The sequence below is a fragment of the Flammeovirgaceae bacterium SG7u.111 genome, from assembly GCA_034044135.1.
In the GTDB taxonomy this organism is placed as follows: domain Bacteria; phylum Bacteroidota; class Bacteroidia; order Cytophagales; family Flammeovirgaceae.
In genome coordinates, this window is sequence record CP139021.1 from 4,087,012 (window position 1) to 4,104,049 (window position 17,038).

Consider the following 17,038-nt stretch of genomic DNA (forward strand, 5'->3'; position numbering starts at 1 on the left):
TTCAAGTTTGGGTAAAAGAAATTCTAACTTCTAGATTTATCTCTCAGGTTTTCAGGGGGAAAGTTTCAGCCGACCTCTTCATCAGTAAACTTTGTTGTCATTGCCCAACCTACCTCCTCTCTTCCAGCCCTCCCCAAATCCGTCGTTCCTGCGAAGGCAGGAACCTCCTGCATACTTTCAGTTAGGCTACCCAATGAATCCACCGCTGCCAAGGGCTTACCCTTTTTACGGGTGGCGTCTCCAACGACGACATCGCTTGGAGCGATGTCGTCGCTTTTTTTCTGTAGGGCAAGCCCGAGCGGGGGCAGGGCTATGGGGACCTTTCTGACCCTTCTACTCTTATGGTTTAAGCAAGGGAATGCGTATAAATTTTTTCATATTTCCTGTTTTGGTTAATGACCGCAAAGATGCGGTGGACGAGCTTTGACCGGATGGCGTTTATGACGGACATCTTGTGCTTGCCCTCCTCCACTTTGCGGTCGTAATATTTTCGCAGCTCCCCCTTTGTCCTCAGGGTGGAGAGTGCCGCCATGTGGAATATTTTCTTCAGGTCCTTGTTGGCTTTTTGCGAGACCTTGTTGCGTGAGCGGATGCTGCTGCCCGACACGTACCTGAACGGGGCGCAGCCGATGTGGCAGGCAAACTTCTTGGGGTCGTCAAATTTCTGGAAGTTTTCCGTGGCCACTATCGTGGCGATGGCCGTCTGCTTTCCCACGCCCTCCACGGAGACGATCTTGTCGAAACTGTCCTTGATGTCCGGGTCGTCCTCTATCAACTGGGCTATCTGTTCCTCTATCTCCTCGACCGTTTTTTTATAGAGGGCGATGAGCTTCTTCACCCTCTTTTCTTTTTCCTTGAAATACTCTTTGTCCAGAAACCCTTTCTCCTGTTTTAGCTGCCCTTTGTATTTCGAGAGATCCTTCATGGCAAGTTCCCGCTCAGAGGACAAAAGCTTTAACTTATTGATAGTCTTGGGTGTAGGCTTTACCAATCTTGCCTTGTCGGCGAACCGCTTGGCATAGCCGGCGATCCTCTCGGCATCCACCTTGTCGTCCTTTCCCCTTGTCATTCCCTGCGAGCGGGAGATGGAATAAGGTGATTCCATCCAGAGGCAAAGCCCCAGGTCCAGGGACACTTCCATCAGCTTGTTGCCGAACTGTCCTGTGTGCTCGGCACATAGCAAGGTGTCTTCTTTGCCTAGCCCGTGCTCCCTGAACAGGGACTTGAGCCCTTTGCCCAGGGCTTTCCCGTCGTTGTCCCATTTGAGGTCGATGAGCTCGCCGTGGCTGGTCAGGAGGGCCAGGTCGATGGTGTCTTTGCTGATGTCGATGCCGATAAAGTTTTTAAATCCCATGGTTATCCGTATTTTTATGTTGGACAAAAAACCTAGAGGCCAGGGACCCGGTGCGTAGCCTAACTACCTTAACGGTGACAAACTCTTATACAGGCCTGGGCACGGGAGGGGACACGGGCATCCAGCAGTGGGATGAATCTTATTCATGGTCGGAGTTGAGTCGCCCATGCCCCCCTTGGCCAAAAGGAAATCAAGGTTTTCCAATTAAACACAATCCTTCGAATAATACAACTGCACAAATCTAAGGTGGTCGGAGCATCTCGCTCCGATCTTGACACACTTTAGTGAATAGTCCTTGCCAAGGAAGGGGCATCCATCAGTTTTATACTTTGCCCAAATCCTTACCTCTGAAACATCGCTAAAAATCAGGGCTGAATCAAGACTTTTTGCCCGTTACCAAAGACTTGTTCCTTGGGATATATGAAATATCAAAGGGGAAACATGAAAAATCAATGGTTCCCAAAGACTTATTTCTCGGGATATATGACTTATCAATGGGGAAGTTAAACTTATCAAAGGTCCCGAAAGACTTATTTTTCTTGTTTTACCTCTTATTTGCGTAGATTTTCTGCTTTTTTGGGACGTATGGTCAGTAATTTGCCAAACTGGGTATACGTAAGAAGATGGTTGAACTAAAAAATGTGGCTAGTCAGCCTTATTTCTTCGGCAAAACCGAAAACAATACTTTAAACACTTGCTTTAGTTTAAATACTTAGCTTATATTTATTCGACAAAACCGAAAGTAATAAAAAATGAAGCGTCTTTATCTGGGTGAATTTGAGGAACTGGTGATGCTAGCCGTAGCTATTCTACAAGGCGAGGCCTACGGCATTGCGGTAATGGATGAAATCAAAGAGCAATCGGGACGGAACAGTACCATCAGCACCGTTCATGAAACTCTAATTAGGTTGGAAAAAAAAGGGTTTCTGACTTCCTACACAGGTGGAGCTACAAAAGTGAGGGGCGGAAGAAAGAAAAGGTATTTTGAGCTCACTGCCTATGGCAAAAAAGCAATAAACGAGACAAGAGAATTAAGAAATAACATGTGGCAACAGGTGCCTCAAATAATTTGGGAAGGGGGTAACATATGAAAAAAAACCAACAAAAAAACTCGCCCCAAGCACCTCAGTGGGCAGACCGCTTTGTAAGGTGGTATTGCTCCGAAATGTATCAAGATGAAGTGTTGGGAGATTTGCACGAGCTTTTTGAGCGGAAGCTAGAAGCCTCGTCACCAACCAAAGCAAAATGGTGGTATGTATGGAATTCGCTGCTGTTTATGCGACTGTATAATTTGAAATTCATGCAAAACCGATTCAACTTCTCTAACCCCATAGCTATGTGGAAAAACTATCTTAAAATCAGCTACCGACATTCTATCAAAAATGCTCCTTTTATCGCCATAAATGTAGTTGGTTTAGGCCTGGCATTGGCTTGTTGCATTTTTGCTTATGTATTGGTGGAATTCAACTTGGAGTTTAACCAGTCTTTCCACAACACTGAAAATATCTATCAAGTGTACATGAACGGCACATCAAGCCAGGGGAAAGATGAAGTGATATCTGACAGGTCACTGCTCACCATGGGCGAAAAAATGACGAACGAACTCCCCGGAGTCAGCAGCTACACCCGCTTTATTTTCCAAAGTGACAATATAAGCAAAGGAGATGAAGTATTTGAGGAAACTATTTCTTATGCCGACCCTACGTTTTTTGACTTCTTCGACTTCCCACTCCATTCAGGTAATTATCAAGCGTTCCAAAACAATCCTTCGGCAATTTACATTAATGGCAACGTAGCAAAAAAATACTTTGGAGAAGAGGATCCTATTGGCAAAATGCTCTACGTGTACTACGAGCATGAAAAAGAAACAGTTGAGGAAAATGGAGAAACAGTTAAAGAAAAAGTGACTGAGCCAGTTGGGTTTGAAGTTGCTGGTGTTTTCGGAAAAATCCCTGGCAACATAAGTTTTCCGACAGAGGTGTTGGTGAACATCGAGAACTTATTCAAGCATAAAAACATTGATAAAAACTCTTCTGACACATGGGCTAAACCTGCTACTTTTGTGAAGCTGGACCATATGGCAAGTGTCGATCAAACAGCGTCTCAATTGCAATCGTTTGTCACTCATTACAACGAAGAAGTAATCCAAGAGTGGAAAATCAGTCAGTTTAGCTTGGTTCCATTTATGGAGATCGGTGCTCAAAGAGAATATTTAAACCAACGAGCATTCAATCAATACCACATTGATGCAGAGCCTCTTTATATTTTTGGAGGAATCGCTATTCTGATCTTGCTGGTAGCTGTTTTAAATTTCACCAACACGGCGATGGCTTTTGCCCAAAAGAGAATAAGGGAAATCGGTATCCGAAAAGTATTGGGAGGGATCAAAGCCCAAATAATAAGACAGTTCTTATTCGAAAACTTGATTACCTGTGCGCTTGCCTTGCTTCTTTCCTTATTCTTTGCCCGAGTTTTTATGGATTGGATAGCACGCACCGGACCTCCTTTCGAACTAACCTATCAGAACAACTATAGTATGATCGGTTTCTTGGCGGTGCTTTTAGTGGTAGTCTCTTTTATTTCAGGAATTTACCCTGCTTTTTACATAGGAAATATGAATCCGAGCCCCATCTTGAAAGGTAATTTCCGCACGAAAGATGCGAACACATTTACCAAGACACTTCTTGGCTTACAATTTGGCATTTCCTTCATCGCGGTCTTTAGCGGGATAGCGATGTTCCAAAATGCCGAATATCAAGAAGGGTTAGACCTCGGCTACGATAATCAAAACATCCTTTACTTTTCTGTCGATAAAGAAAAAGCAAAACCGTTTTTACACGACATCCAACAAGTAGCCAATGTAGATTCAGCGCTTATTTCAAAAAACCACATTACTAGGTGGTGGAGAGAAACGACATTTAACCATAATGACCAAGAGCAAAATGTTGACTTCTTAGAAGTAAGCGAAGGCTACCTAGAGCTTATGGATGTGAAGTTAATAGAGGGGACTTCATTTTTTGCTAGTCAGGAAAAAGGACATATGGAAACAGCCATTATCAATGAAACATTGGCAAAGCAGTTTAAGGATCAAAATCCAATTGGGCAACTGGTGAAAGTGGATAGTGTGGAGAAATACGTGATAGGCGTAGTGCAGGATATCATATATGATGGGTATGACAAAGTACGTGGTTCTAATCCGATGGTGATCATTCCTAGCAAATCAGAAGAAGGTTTCTTAATTATAAAAACACTGCCCAACCAGCTTGATGCAGCATTGGTAGACATAAAAAGTGTATGGAAAAAACACTTTCCCTACCAGCCTTTTTCGGGAGAAGAACAAGCCCAGTTGATGGAAGACAGCAAGCTAATGGGGAATATATTCAAAGAACTGTTCCTTTTTCTATCCCTGCTGTCTACTATGCTCTCCATTTCTGGTCTATTTGCACTTATGTCTTTAACCATCAATAGAAAGGTGAAAGAAATAGGCATACGTAAAGTTTTGGGAGCGTCCTTCCAACAAATTTTCGTACTGATAAACAAGCCTTATGCCTCCATAGTAGTACTGGCTTGGCTTGCAGGAGTCTCCTTGGGCTACATGGTTTCGTTCAAGGTCATTCTCTCTCGTTTTAAATATCACATAGACCCAGGGGCAACCCCGTTCATTATATCCTTAGTTGTCATTCTTTTAGTTACGACAATAACAATGGGCGGAAAAGTATTAGCTGCTGCCAATGCCAATCCATCAGATACCTTACGAACAGAATAAGCAAAGAATACAGCTCAAGATTATAGGCGATTTGCCCCAGGGAAAGTGATAAGAACAGCATCGCCATACCCCAAGGCAGATCGTTATTTTATTTTTATCATTACTTAAAAATTCTTGTTCTAAACTTTTTACTCCTCCAATATTCCCTCACTTCATACCTAAGCTACACAAAATCTTAACATCTGCTAATAACAGACCTCACTAACAAAATATATTTAACCTTTAGGTATTTTACAAACGTATAGCTAGTTGAGTATTCCTCCAACAGCTATTGCACAAGCAAACTAAACTATAAAACTACTCAAATGGACAAACATAAGGAGACGCCCAAAAAAAGACCCGAAGATGATTGGCGTAATGTGTTGATGAAAGAGCGCACACTGTTGAACAATGTACTGAATAACGAAGCTGAGCTTTCCAGAGCAACAGAAGCGGGATATTCCCGAATGGAACTTTATAAGGGCTTGGGCATGATAGATGACATACAAATGGCCGATATGACCTACGAGGAAAAACTATCGAAAAAGGAGAAGCAAAACGCCATTTCGAAGCAATCCATGGCAAATCTTGAAAAAGAATACTTAGCACACCTCAAAACTGCCAAAAGCCTGTTTTCCAAAGAAGAAAAAAACATCTCCCAAAAGCTAAAGCTGGAAGGCGACATACCTAATACAGCGAGTGGAAAAACTGACAAGATCACCCAATTTTATAGCGTAGCATTGCAAGAAAAAAGGGCTACCAGAGTTTTCCAAAAAAACGATATAAGTGTAGAGCTTATGGAACAAATGCAAAACTTGGTTGACGAGGTGATGATAAATAACCAACTAGCAGATAAAAAATCAGATACTGCTGCAAAACACTTGAAAGACCTAGAGAAAAAAAGAACGGCATTTGGCGAATGGATGGAAGAGTTTAAAGCTACCTATCAGCTAGTTCCGGTGTATGTTCCTCTCAACCCCTCAAAGAAGAAGTTATAGTATAGCTAATAATTGACCAATGTTTCAAGCCCGAGTTTTTCGGGCTTTTTTTGCGCTTAACTTTTGGGCTAGAACGTCGCTCAAAGTTCAGCCAAGGCATGCCTTGGCTGAACTAGTAATCCCCCTTTTTTTCCCTCCAACAAATTCCTTTTTGCTTTCCAAGCCTAAGATTTTACCTTTAGCTCCATTAGCAATCATTTTCCTTACAAATGGACTTCCCCTTAGAAATTGGCTACGGAAATTTCAAACTTAGCGCCCACTTGCTGTCCGAAACACTGGCTTTTGTAGTTGGCTACCGCTACTACCTTTTTCTCAGAAAAGATACACAAGATGCTATTTCCGAATCGAACCGGTTGTGGATCATCATTGGTGCAGCCTTTGGCGCATTCTTTTTTTCTCGGCTGGTTGGCTCTTTTGAAGTGCCCTCGGGCTGGGCTAAGGCAAGCAGTTACCTACTCTATTTTTTCCAAAACAAAACCATCGTCGGCGGGCTTTTGGGAGGTTTGTTGGGCGTAGAATTTGCCAAAAAGTTGATTCACGAAAAGCATTCTTCGGGGGATTTGTTCACCTTCCCCATCATCCTCGCCATAATCATTGGCAGGGTCGGCTGCTTCAGCAGCGGAGTTCACGAGCCCACCTTTGGTATTGAAACCACCTTGCCTTGGGGCTTAGACCTTGGAGATGGGCTCAAAAGGCATCCTGTAGCCCTATATGAAATCCTATTTTTGCTTATCTTGTGGTTGGGTTTATGGATGCTACAAAAGAAAATCTCCTTCAAAAGCGGATACATTTTCCAATTTTTCATGATCAACTATTACATTTTCCGCTTCTTTTTGGAATACATCAAGCCCGTGGCTTTCTACCAAATAGGATTGACAGGAATCCAAATGGCTTGCCTTTTTGTGCTTGGCTATTATTCCCGAACACTCTTGTTTTTATTCTTTAAGCCAAAGAAATTAGTTGCAGGTTTCTAGTTACTGGTTACTAGTTGAACGTGAAGTGATTTACGAAAATCTTGATTATTAACAGGTAACAAACTGGTATTCAATTTATTGATTAGCATTTCCCTTAGTTCAACCACTACTGGTTTTTACCATAAACTAAGCACTGAGTTTTCTGTGATGCGTTTAGTTTTAGGCTAAAGCCGAATAGGAAGGGTGCTGCCCAACGGGCTAAAGCCCATTGCTAGTGATAAAAGAATCAATAGGCGGGGCTTTTAAGCCCCGCTCAGAAGTAAAAACGAACTGGCTTTAGCCTAAACTACTATCTTTAAAAATTAGGTAATCAATATGTTACAACTATAATCCGTGAAAAAGATTAAAAGATCCCCACCCAAAGGGCGGGGAATTGTGATAACCCCTGTAAGGGGGTAAACTGCCCTTGCCCCCAAAGGAGGCAAAGGAATTCATTGTCCCCGGTTATAAATCTATTTTATTACTTTGTTATTCTTAGCTCTCGTTCTTTTTTTCCTGTTCTTCTTGATACTCCACGTAAAGCCTTATCTTTTCTGGGTCAAGCCCTACCGTATCAACACAATAGCCTGTTGCCCAAAAACGGTTGCCCCAATAGGGGCGTTGCTTCAGCTTCTTGAACTTTGAAAACAACCGTATGGCTGTCCGGCCCTTCAAGATCCCCACCACATCGGAAACCGAATATTTGGGAGGGATATCGATAATCAAGTGAACATGGCCCTTTTGGACGTTCAGCGTATCGATAATATATTTCTTTTGGGCGGCGTACTGCATTATATGCTCTATTGCTGCCCTTTTTATTGCTCCTTCGAGGATTCTATACCTATATTTAGGTGTCCAAACTATATGGTACTTGCAATACCAGATCGAATGTGACAATTTGTGAAAACGGCTCATAATATATTCTTCGGTTGTGGCGACAACTCTTGAATATAATCATTGGGTCGTTTTCTGGCTTAGCCACGCAGAGCGGTTATTAACCACGCTCATAGAGCGTGGATTTCTAAGTTGATATTAAATAACTCCTGATTTCTTAGGAAATAGTTAAAGACTTAGAGCATGTTTAAATTTTATCTATTTCGCTACAAACGCTCATTTATGGAACCTCACAGAAGCGTCTACCCGGTTCAAAATAAAATTTTCACTGGGCCGACACTCGGTAGCGCTGCTATTCAAAAATTTTCTTCTTTCGTGAGAACCCAAAAGCGGTCCGCCGCCGCGGTGAACGTTTTCGCTTGAAAACATAAATTTTAAACATGCTCGTATTTTCATTTAAAAAACCAGCAACTAGTGACAAGCAACCAGTAACTGGCTATTCGAATGAAACTGAGGACACAAAACAATAGAAGCATTTTTATATTGACCAACATATGACCAACACTAGAAACTATATCTATTACGACCATACCACCAGCCTTTGCAACGAATGCCACAAGCCAATTGGGGCAAAAATCATTTTTGAAAACACCAACGTGTATTTGGCAAAAACCTGCAAGGAACACGGCTTCCAAAAAGTGCTGATTGCAGACGACATTGACTATTACAAACAAATCCGCAACTACAACAAAGCCTCCGAATATCCCCTGCAGCCTCACACGGAAACCCACTTTGGCTGCCCTTACGATTGCGGCATTTGCCCCGACCATGAGCAGCACTCTTGCCTTACCCTCATAGAAGTAACCGACCGCTGCAACCTCACTTGCCCCACCTGCTATGCAAGTTCCTCGCCCACCCATGGAAGGCACCGCAGCCTAGCCGAAATTGAAAAAATGCTGGATGTAATAGTGGAAAGCGAAGGCGAGCCCGATGTAGTCCAACTAAGTGGCGGCGAGCCGACCATCCACCCCGACTTTTTTGAGATATTGGATATTGCCAAAGCTAAGCCGATAAAGCACTTGATGGTGAACACCAACGGGATCAAGATTGCCAAGGATTTTGAGTTTACCAAAAAGCTGGCTTCGTACATGCCCGACTTCGAAATTTATCTCCAGTTCGATTCTTTTAGAGAAGAAGTGCTGGAACAAATGCGAGGGGCAAGCCTGAAAGAAATCAGGATGCAGGCGCTGGAAAACCTGAATAAGCTCAATCTTTCTACCACACTCGTAGTCACGCTCCAAAAAGGACTCAACGACGATGAAATTGGGGAGATCATCGACTTTGCCCTAAAGCAAAAATGCGTGCGTGGGGTCACCTTTCAGCCCACTTCGGTTAGTGGCAGATTGGAAAACTTTGACCCAGCAAAAGATCGGCTAACGCTTACGGAAGTGAGGAGGAAAATAGTGGAGCAAAGCCCTGTTTTCAACGCAAACGACATCGTACCCGTTCCTTGCAACCCCGATGCCCTTGCCATGGGCTACGCCCTAAAGTATGGAAAAAAAACGCAGCCCCTCACCCACCTCATCGACCCGGAAGTCTTGCTGAACAGCTCCAAAAATACGATTGTGTATGAGCAAGACGAAGCCTTGCACAAGCATGTGCTCGAAGTATTTAGTACGGGAAATTCGGTGGACAAAATCGCAAAAACCTTCAACCAATTGTTGTGCTGCCTGCCTGGGGTTTCTGCACCCGGCCTGCAATACGACAACCTCTTTCGCATCATCATCATGAACTTTATGGACGCCTATGATTTTGATGTGAGGGCCATCAAAAAGTCATGCGTCCATATCGTCTCCGACGAGGGAAAAGTCATCCCTTTCGAAACCATGAACCTCTTTTACAGGAAAGAATTTGAGGATAAATTACGTAGCATCAGAAAAGAACTTGCCTTATGAAAAAAATAAAAGAAATTGTAGGAATCAACTTATTGATTTTGCTCATTTACACCCTGCTTACCAACTTCCTGACACCCTCTCAGCAATATAGAGAGCTGGGAATTATGTTTACACTGATGGTCGCAATTGCGGCCCAAGTCATTATTAACCTAATCGTATCTGGGGCAATGTTTTACAATAAGGACAAGCCTTTGGGGAAGACCTTTTTGCTTGGCGCAGGCGTGGTGCTTTTGGTGGGATTTTCTGCCTGTATAGGAACTGGTAGTCTTTAAATGTTGATGAGATGAAAATAGTTGGGATAAACTTATTGATATTGATTGGATATTCAGCCATTCTCCGACCGGCTGAAAACTTTTATGTTAACCTTCTTCCATTAGGAGCTGCTATTTGCATTCACTCCTTAGCTAATTTGATTGGCGGAATACAATCTGATAATGGTGGCACCGAAACAGAGTTGGTTGAAAATAAAAAAAGAAGACAAGCATTCTTCCTTAGCACAGCCTTAGTTTTACTCATCGGCTTTTCTACTTGCCTTAGCGTAGGGTACCTTTAAACAAACTTATTATTTTATGAAAAAAGTAAGTATCAATATAGTAATCCTATTAGCCTACACAGTTTTTCTTCATTACTTTCTTTTAGAAGAAAGCCCACATGATAAGGGCATCATCAACATGATTTACTCTTCAATTCTTATATTTATTCAAGTCTCCGTTAATCTAAAAATGGCTCTTTCCTTTGTATTTAGAGATGACAATGTAAAGGCTAAACCTTATCTGCTCAGCGCAGCAACAGTCTTATTACTTGGATTTTCAGCATGCTTGGGCAGTGCTCAACTTTAAAAAAATTAAATGAAAATAGTTGGTATCACCCCGCTGTTCGTCATTTGTAATGGCGAACTATTATCGTAGGTTCTGTGAACCGATTTTAAGAAGGGGCAGCAAATAAAAACAAAAAATCAACCATTAAACCGCCTCATCATCTTTTGGAGGGGCGGTTTTGGTTTTGAGGAGGAAGGTTGCAGATTTGCCGTAGAGTCAAGACAAGCCTTGGCTCTACAAGTCTAATTTTATCTCCCAACCCCTATCGCCTAGCCTCTTTTCCATCGTCAAATCCTTAAAACAATCCTTGCCTTCTGGTGTTCTTACACCAAACGGAGTGTTTTATTCAGATTAGTTATAAATAAAACAGGTGAAATAAGTACCTTTGCAGCTCTTTAGCCTTCACGAAAAGGGCACGCATTGAAATGTGGCTTTGGCAAAGTGCTTAGGAAGATCAATTAATTAAGGAAATAAAAGAGTACTAATTATAAATATCTATGCTGGAAATCAAAAATTTACATGCATCTATAGAGGACAAAAAAATCCTCAATGGTATCAACCTCAGTGTAAAAGCAGGAGAAGTTCACGCCATTATGGGGCCTAATGGCTCTGGTAAAAGTACCCTCGCCTCTGTATTGGCAGGAAGGGAAGATTATGAAGTGACCGAAGGCGAAGTAACCTACAACGGAACAGATTTGCTAGAACTTGCCCCTGAAGAAAGGGCTGGCGAAGGTGTTTTCTTGGCGTTCCAATACCCAGTGGAAATCCCTGGCGTAAGCAACACCAACTTCCTTAAAACGGCAGTGAACGAGATCAGGAAATACAAGGAGCAAGAGCCACTTGATGCTGTTTCTTTCTTGAAATTGATGAAAGAAAAAATGAAGTTGGTAAGCATGGACCAATCGTTGATGTCCCGCTCACTCAACGAAGGTTTTTCTGGTGGGGAAAAGAAAAGGAACGAGATTTTCCAAATGGCTATGCTTGAGCCTAAACTTTCTATCCTCGATGAAACAGATTCTGGGCTTGACATTGATGCGCTTAGAATTGTTGCCAACGGCGTGAACACACTCAAAAGCAAAGACACAGCTGCTATCGTAGTGACTCACTACCAGCGTTTGCTCGACTACATAGTGCCTGACTATGTGCACGTACTTTACAAAGGAAGAATAGTGAAGTCTGGTACAAAAGAACTGGCACTGGAGCTAGAAGAAAAAGGCTACGATTGGATCAAAAAAGAGCTAGGCGAAGAGGTTGCTTAGTTCCTTCCAGTTTAATCAATTAAAAAATCAGAGATATTAATCGTATGGCAATTCAACCATCTTTTGTAGAATTAGACAGTGGTTTGGAAAAGCAGTTTGAGAAGTTCCAAGAAGGGCTGAACGGGCAACGTGAGAGCAACTGGAACCAATCGAGATTGGCTGCGGCGAGCAAAATCGGTTCGTTAGAATTCCCTACCATCCGCCATGAAGAATGGAAATATACCAACGTCAAAAAGATTGTTGGCAACGAATACGCATTTGATTTGGCTCCTGATATCAATGCCGATATGCTCAAAGGTCACCACATTGAGGGACTTGACGCTATGGTGTTGGTATTTGTGAACGGCAAGTTCAATGAAGAGCTTTCTACTTACGAAGCTGGCAACGGCGTAGAAGTAGCCAACCTTTCGGATGCCTACGCTACCCAAAGCGAGCTGATTGAAAAGCACTTTGCCAAGTACGCCAAGTTCGAAGAAGATATTTTCACAGCCTTGAACACCGCTTTTGCTTACGATGGAGCTTTTATCCACGTGAAAAAAAGCACCGAAGCGCAAAAGCCAATTTTGTTGCTCAATGTGTTGGACAGCCGCAATGAAAAAGTGATGGCTCAGCCGCGCAACTTGATCATTGCCGAGGACAACAGCCGCTTGAGCTTTATGGAAGATTACCTCACCATAGGCGATCAAGACGGGTTCATCAACGTGGTGACGGAGATTTTTGTGGGAAAAGACACTACGGTTGAGCATTACAAGCTTCAAAACAAAAGCTCGAACTCGTATTTTGTGGGCACTACGCAAGTAGAGCAATTGGGCAATAGCCACTACCACAACACCACCATGACCTTGGGTGGCGGGCTTATCAGGAACAACCTCAATATTGCCCTTAATGGCGAACACTGCGAGGCATTCATGACGGGCTTGTACATGCTCAATAGCAAAGACCATGTGGACAACCACAGTACGGTCGATCATTTGAAGCCCAACTCGTACAGCAACCAGCTTTACAAAGGCATCATGGACGATCGCTCAACAGGCGTGTTCAACGGAAAAATCTTTGTAAGGGAAGATGCTCAGAAAACCAATGCGTTCCAGTCGAACAAGAACATCTTGCTTTCTGACAATGCGACCATCAACACCAAGCCTCAGCTCGAAATTTGGGCAGATGATGTGAAATGCTCGCACGGTTGTACCACTGGCGCACTGGACGAAGAGCCTTTGTTCTACCTCAAATCAAGAGGTATTCCCGAGCAAAAAGCCAAGGCAATGCTTATGCAAGCTTTCGCCAACGATGTGCTAGATAGGATAAAAGTTGATGCTTTTAAAGAGCATATCGAAAACTTGATAGCCTCTAGGCTCGATGTTTAATCGGCTTAGGTCACGATAAATTGAAACGCCCTCACTTGTGAAAAGAGAGGGCGTTTTTTTGTGATGCTTTTATACACTAACTGCGGAAATTTCACTCGCAAACTTTTCCAATTCCATCTCCGCATTTTCCCCTTCATATGTATGCAAGCTAGCGAGGTAATTCATACCCAAATACTTTGCTGAAGCTTTGAATGGCAACCAAAAGCCATCGCCCAAATTATCTCCAGCCGAAGAGTTCAGCACTGCCATATTTTTCCCTCGAAGTTTTCTTCCCAAGCCTTTCTCTACCCTCAGTAAATCGGAGAGCCGGTCGAAAAACGTCTTCATCTGTGCGCTCATCGAATACCAATACACGGGAGTTGCAAAAATGAAGGTATCGTAAGTAGCTAATAATTTTTCCATAAGGGGGAGAAAATCATCTTCCCTATTCCGATACTCATAATCGTACGGAGCTATTTTGCAATCTATTAAATGTATCAAGTCAGCACCCACCAACTCTTGTAATTGAGTTGCCACTTTTCCTGTCGCCCCCTCTTTGCGAGAGCTTCCTACTATTATTATCGGTTTCATTTCAATTCTAGTTTTAAGTTTAGAGAAGGTAAACCGAGACAAAAAGGGAAAAATTCAATTTTGGCAAAAAAATGCCCCAGATTTCTCAAGGGCATTAACAATGTTTTATCATTTCTTAGAGCATGTTTAAATTTTGAAAAGAGCCGGGCAGGCTAAAACTTTGTAGTGACGAAACAACAAAGTTTATGGAAACAGGATATACCCGCTTGACCTCCCGGCAATGGCAATATATAAAAGAATATCTTCCCGTGGAAAGGAAACGCAAATATGACCTCAGGGACGTGGTGGACTCGATCTTGTACTGCATGCGCAGCGGACAGCAGTGGCGCAGCCTCTCGGGCGAGGGACGCCCTCCTTGGAATGTGGTATACTATTATTTCCGCAAGTGGCAGGGGGACAACACGCTTTTTCGGCTGAACGCGGCACTCAACCAACTAGAGCGCAAGAGGAAGGGCAAGAAGGCGACCCCGAGCATGCTTTCCATTGATAGCCAGTCGGTAAAGTGCGCGCCTTTTATCGGGCAGGACACGGGGCTGGACGGCAACAAGAAGGTGAACGGGAGAAAAAGGCACGTCATCACCGATACGCTCGGGCTGGTATGGGGAGTGGTCGCCACTGGCGCCAACGAGCATGACGGCACGATAGGGCAACGGGTGGTGGAGCCCCTCTTGGGCTACCTGCACAGGATGGAAAAGATCCTGGCAGACCAGGCCTATAAAAAGAAGTTCACCGGATGGGTAGAGGACAACATAAGGGGCGTAGAGGTCGAGATATCCTCTTGTCCCCCAACCCCCAGGGGCTTTGTGCCCATCAAGTGGAGATGGGTCACCGAGAGGACATTCGGCACGTTCAATTTCTTCCGGAGGCTGTCCAAAGACTATGAAAAAACTACCAAAAGCCAAGAAGCTTGGGTTTTATGGCAAAACTGCCAAATAATACTTAATAGGATCAAAAAAATGCCTATTTAAAATTTTTAAACATGATCTTAGGTCTGAAGTCGAGCCACAAAAACATCTTCATTATCTCACTCAATCATCGTTTCATTTCATCCCATCATCATATATATCATCCAACCTCTAGCTTCCAAATTTACCATTCTGAGCCCAAAGGCTTCACTGCATTTCCCGTAGCTTTTTTGATAAACTGAATGCGCTCCCACTCCGCCGTATTGGCTTGTACACCAGCTAGCTTTCCTTGGAAATCTTTGATGGTTTCAAACTTATGCGACTCCATCCAAGCTTCTATTTCGGTGAGCATTGAGCCTATGTAACTAAAGCCTTTGCGGTAAAGCTTAGAGCAAACCATGGTGGCATCAGCTCCAACCAACAATTGCTTGATAACCCCCGCACCATCGTGGATACCTGTAGATGCACCCAAGTAGCAGCCTACTTTTCCTGAAAGCAGCCCAACCCAGCGTAAAACTTGGGTCATTTCGGAAGGTGTGCTCAAAATCTCTCCCGCAAAAATATTCAAGTTCTGGATGTCGATATCTGGGCGATAAAAACGGTTGAACATCACCACCGCATCAGCTCCTGCGGCATCTAGCTGACGGGCTATTTGGTAAATATTTGAGAAATAGTAACCAATTTTTACTGCAACAGGTATTTTCACATGCTGCTTCACCGCCCTTAAAATCTCTACGTACTGCGCCTCAATCTGCTGGCTACTTTTCTCTTCGCTGAATGGAAAAACTCCAATATTAAGCTCTATAGCATCTGCTCCTGCTGCTTGCAACTCGGCGGCAAAAGCAGGCCACTCTCTGGAAGTCATGCAATTTATACTGGCAATTACGGGAATATCCACCGATTTTTTTGCCCCTTCTATCAACTTGAGGTACTCATCTATATTGTGGTCGCGGGTAAGGCTTTGTACATAATCAGTAGCCTCAGGGTGTTGGTCAAAAGCATATTGTCCCTTCGATGAATACTTGTCTATTTCGTTCAAAATCTGCTCTTCAAAAAGCGACTTCAACACCACTGCTCCAGCACCTGCTTCGGCACACTTCTTCACATTCTCCACACTTGATGTCAAATCCGAACTACTCACTATAATTGGGTTTTTCAAATACAACCCCATGTACTTTACCGATAAATCCATGTTGTTAAAATTAGTATCTTAAAGCTATTGATATTCAATATTGGGTATCCTCCCAAATCAAAGAAGTCCATATTTACTAGACGAAGGCAAGTTAAGCAGTTTCCCAAGAATAATCTCTGACAGAGGTTAGCTTTCCCACAGCCATTGCATGATGAATGTCATAGGAAAATTCTGAGAAATATCGGAGATTAAAGTAAATGAACACAATGGCAGCGACCAGCCTACTTTTCGGGTTTATTTGAAGCCTCTAAAAACTTGTTTATAAAGATGAATTAAGGCTTATAAAAGGTTAAATGAGCTGACATCTAGATTATTCATAAGACGAATTCAAAAACTAAAGTATATAAAAATGACACCCATCACCTATCAGTTTGGTGAGTTGGGAAATGGAACATTGACCCTCATATCCCTCACCAACGAAAACATCAGCCTCAACAAGGGAGGGCGATACATCTCCTATCCTTTGGAAGATATTAGAGAAGTGAATTTAGGCTACCGCCCAGCTTTAGCTATGGCGGGTATTCCCAACAAGGCGTATTTCTTTAAGCTCTTTTTCAAAAATGGGCTAGAATTGGAAGTTCCTGACTCCAACGACCTGAATTACAGTAAGTTCCTAATAGCATTACACAAATACCTCATACCACATATCAAAAGCACCAAGTTTACCAAAAGCATTGCCTTTGAACGGATGCACTTTAGCTTCGTGAACGTGATGAAACTTTTGATCGGGCTGATGGTATTGATCATCTTCTCCCCTATCATTTTGCTGGCTGTTGTAATCAGCATTCCGTTCTGGGGGCCAGCTGCTATCGGATTCTTGATCAACTTGATTTCAGCCTTCAGTCACAAGCTTCGGCACAAATACAACCGATACAAACCTCAGCACCTGCCAGATTTGCAAATACCACTCAAAGGCAGAAAGCTTGTCCACGATTTTTCCGAAAGCATGGAATAGCACCAACCTTGTAACCACATCACCCGAGGGCTGTGTCGCACAGCCCTTTAGTTGTTTTAATGATAATCCGTAAAAGTACTACAATCTAGTTACCCATTTTTCTCTTCTAAAATCGTAATTCATTTTCAGAAGCATA

The 17,038-nt window shown here is 43.0% G+C and carries 18 protein-coding genes; 13 read left to right on the forward strand and 5 right to left on the reverse strand.

The features are described from left to right. Positions 1-65 precede the first annotated feature (65 nt). Positions 66-212 carry a hypothetical protein gene (locus R9C00_15985; protein ID WPO33202.1) on the reverse strand — a complete coding sequence of 49 codons (147 nt, stop codon included), beginning with the start codon at positions 210-212 and terminating at the stop codon, positions 66-68. Between the two features lie 134 nt (positions 213-346). Beyond that, positions 347-1,354 (reverse strand): transposase, encoded by a 1,008-nt coding sequence (locus R9C00_15990; protein WPO33203.1) that lies wholly within the window; start codon positions 1,352-1,354, stop codon positions 347-349. A gap of 74 nt (positions 1,355-1,428) precedes the next feature. Between R9C00_15990 and R9C00_15995 the strand changes: the two genes are divergently transcribed. The 5 genes from R9C00_15995 (at position 1,429) to R9C00_16015 (ending at position 7,071) form a co-directional block, all read left to right on the forward strand. Then, positions 1,429-1,599 (forward strand): hypothetical protein, encoded by a 171-nt coding sequence (locus R9C00_15995; protein ID WPO33204.1) that lies wholly within the window; start codon positions 1,429-1,431, stop codon positions 1,597-1,599. Positions 1,600-2,106: 507 nt separating this feature from the next. Continuing rightward, positions 2,107-2,445 (forward strand): PadR family transcriptional regulator, encoded by a 339-nt coding sequence (locus R9C00_16000; protein WPO33205.1) that lies wholly within the window; start codon positions 2,107-2,109, stop codon positions 2,443-2,445. Beyond that, the gene (locus R9C00_16005; protein ID WPO33206.1) at positions 2,442-5,120 is read left to right on the forward strand and encodes an ABC transporter permease; all 2,679 of its coding nucleotides are present in this window, start codon (positions 2,442-2,444) and stop codon (positions 5,118-5,120) included. The genes R9C00_16000 and R9C00_16005 overlap by 4 nt, the downstream gene beginning before the upstream one ends. A 305-nt stretch (positions 5,121-5,425) precedes the next feature. Further along, positions 5,426-6,097 carry a hypothetical protein gene (locus tag R9C00_16010; protein WPO33207.1) on the forward strand — a complete coding sequence of 224 codons (672 nt, stop codon included), beginning with the start codon at positions 5,426-5,428 and terminating at the stop codon, positions 6,095-6,097. A gap of 209 nt (positions 6,098-6,306) precedes the next feature. Next, positions 6,307-7,071 carry a prolipoprotein diacylglyceryl transferase gene (locus tag R9C00_16015; protein ID WPO33208.1) on the forward strand — a complete coding sequence of 255 codons (765 nt, stop codon included), beginning with the start codon at positions 6,307-6,309 and terminating at the stop codon, positions 7,069-7,071. Between the two features lie 474 nt (positions 7,072-7,545). Here R9C00_16015 and tnpA read toward each other — a convergent pair whose 3' ends face one another. Further along, positions 7,546-7,965, reverse strand: a complete 420-nt coding sequence (gene tnpA / locus R9C00_16020) for an IS200/IS605 family transposase (protein WPO33209.1) — start codon at positions 7,963-7,965, stop codon at positions 7,546-7,548. Between the two features lie 473 nt (positions 7,966-8,438). Here tnpA and R9C00_16025 point away from each other — a divergent pair, with 473 nt between their 5' ends. The 6 genes from R9C00_16025 to sufD all read left to right on the forward strand — a co-directional run bounded on the left by R9C00_16025 (position 8,439) and on the right by sufD (position 13,280). After that, a complete protein-coding gene (locus R9C00_16025; protein WPO33210.1) occupies positions 8,439-9,839 on the forward strand; it encodes a radical SAM protein in 1,401 nt (466 codons plus the stop codon). After that, the gene (locus tag R9C00_16030) at positions 9,836-10,111 is read left to right on the forward strand and encodes a hypothetical protein (protein ID WPO33211.1); all 276 of its coding nucleotides are present in this window, start codon (positions 9,836-9,838) and stop codon (positions 10,109-10,111) included. The genes R9C00_16025 and R9C00_16030 overlap by 4 nt, the downstream gene beginning before the upstream one ends. An 11-nt stretch (positions 10,112-10,122) precedes the next feature. Beyond that, complete coding sequence (locus R9C00_16035; protein ID WPO33212.1) at positions 10,123-10,392, forward strand: hypothetical protein; 270 nt, start codon at positions 10,123-10,125, stop codon at positions 10,390-10,392. Between the two features lie 16 nt (positions 10,393-10,408). Beyond that, on the forward strand, positions 10,409-10,678 hold the full coding sequence (locus R9C00_16040; GenBank protein ID WPO33213.1) for a hypothetical protein: 270 nt from the start codon (positions 10,409-10,411) through the stop codon (positions 10,676-10,678). A gap of 476 nt (positions 10,679-11,154) precedes the next feature. Next, the gene (gene sufC / locus R9C00_16045; protein WPO33214.1) at positions 11,155-11,916 is read left to right on the forward strand and encodes a Fe-S cluster assembly ATPase SufC; all 762 of its coding nucleotides are present in this window, start codon (positions 11,155-11,157) and stop codon (positions 11,914-11,916) included. A 44-nt stretch (positions 11,917-11,960) separates the two neighbouring features. After that, positions 11,961-13,280: a Fe-S cluster assembly protein SufD gene (sufD, locus tag R9C00_16050; GenBank protein ID WPO33215.1), complete on the forward strand. Its 1,320-nt coding sequence runs from the start codon at positions 11,961-11,963 to the stop codon at positions 13,278-13,280. A gap of 69 nt (positions 13,281-13,349) precedes the next feature. On the opposite strand, the gene R9C00_16055 is transcribed toward sufD, so the two are convergent. Then, a complete protein-coding gene (locus tag R9C00_16055) occupies positions 13,350-13,850 on the reverse strand; it encodes an NAD(P)H-dependent oxidoreductase (protein ID WPO33216.1) in 501 nt (166 codons plus the stop codon). Positions 13,851-14,035: 185 nt separating this feature from the next. Here R9C00_16055 and R9C00_16060 point away from each other — a divergent pair, with 185 nt between their 5' ends. Next, a complete protein-coding gene (locus R9C00_16060; protein WPO33217.1) occupies positions 14,036-14,818 on the forward strand; it encodes an IS5 family transposase in 783 nt (260 codons plus the stop codon). A 121-nt stretch (positions 14,819-14,939) separates the two neighbouring features. On the opposite strand, the gene R9C00_16065 is transcribed toward R9C00_16060, so the two are convergent. Continuing rightward, on the reverse strand, positions 14,940-15,947 hold the full coding sequence (locus R9C00_16065; GenBank protein WPO33218.1) for a dihydroorotate dehydrogenase-like protein: 1,008 nt from the start codon (positions 15,945-15,947) through the stop codon (positions 14,940-14,942). Positions 15,948-16,296: 349 nt separating this feature from the next. On the opposite strand from R9C00_16065, the gene R9C00_16070 reads away from it, so the two are divergent. Further along, the gene (locus tag R9C00_16070) at positions 16,297-16,902 is read left to right on the forward strand and encodes a hypothetical protein (GenBank protein ID WPO33219.1); all 606 of its coding nucleotides are present in this window, start codon (positions 16,297-16,299) and stop codon (positions 16,900-16,902) included. Positions 16,903-17,038: the final 136 nt, after the last annotated feature.

Excerpts from the sequence above, each read along its gene's own strand:
- R9C00_15990 (WPO33203.1), bottom strand. The coding sequence starts at position 1,354 with ATGGGATTTAAAAACTTTATCGGCATCGACATCAGCAAAGACACCATC.
- R9C00_16000 (WPO33205.1), top strand. The coding sequence starts at position 2,107 with ATGAAGCGTCTTTATCTGGGTGAATTTGAGGAACTGGTGATGCTAGCC.
- R9C00_16005 (WPO33206.1), top strand. The coding sequence starts at position 2,442 with ATGAAAAAAAACCAACAAAAAAACTCGCCCCAAGCACCTCAGTGGGCA.
- R9C00_16010 (WPO33207.1), top strand. The coding sequence starts at position 5,426 with ATGGACAAACATAAGGAGACGCCCAAAAAAAGACCCGAAGATGATTGG.
- R9C00_16015 (WPO33208.1), top strand. The coding sequence starts at position 6,307 with ATGGACTTCCCCTTAGAAATTGGCTACGGAAATTTCAAACTTAGCGCC.
- tnpA (WPO33209.1), bottom strand. The coding sequence starts at position 7,965 with ATGAGCCGTTTTCACAAATTGTCACATTCGATCTGGTATTGCAAGTAC.
- R9C00_16025 (WPO33210.1), top strand. The coding sequence starts at position 8,439 with ATGACCAACACTAGAAACTATATCTATTACGACCATACCACCAGCCTT.
- R9C00_16030 (WPO33211.1), top strand. The coding sequence starts at position 9,836 with ATGAAAAAAATAAAAGAAATTGTAGGAATCAACTTATTGATTTTGCTC.
- R9C00_16035 (WPO33212.1), top strand. The coding sequence starts at position 10,123 with ATGAAAATAGTTGGGATAAACTTATTGATATTGATTGGATATTCAGCC.
- R9C00_16040 (WPO33213.1), top strand. The coding sequence starts at position 10,409 with ATGAAAAAAGTAAGTATCAATATAGTAATCCTATTAGCCTACACAGTT.
- sufC (WPO33214.1), top strand. The coding sequence starts at position 11,155 with ATGCTGGAAATCAAAAATTTACATGCATCTATAGAGGACAAAAAAATC.
- sufD (WPO33215.1), top strand. The coding sequence starts at position 11,961 with ATGGCAATTCAACCATCTTTTGTAGAATTAGACAGTGGTTTGGAAAAG.
- R9C00_16055 (WPO33216.1), bottom strand. The coding sequence starts at position 13,850 with ATGAAACCGATAATAATAGTAGGAAGCTCTCGCAAAGAGGGGGCGACA.
- R9C00_16060 (WPO33217.1), top strand. The coding sequence starts at position 14,036 with ATGGAAACAGGATATACCCGCTTGACCTCCCGGCAATGGCAATATATA.
- R9C00_16065 (WPO33218.1), bottom strand. The coding sequence starts at position 15,947 with ATGGATTTATCGGTAAAGTACATGGGGTTGTATTTGAAAAACCCAATT.
- R9C00_16070 (WPO33219.1), top strand. The coding sequence starts at position 16,297 with ATGACACCCATCACCTATCAGTTTGGTGAGTTGGGAAATGGAACATTG.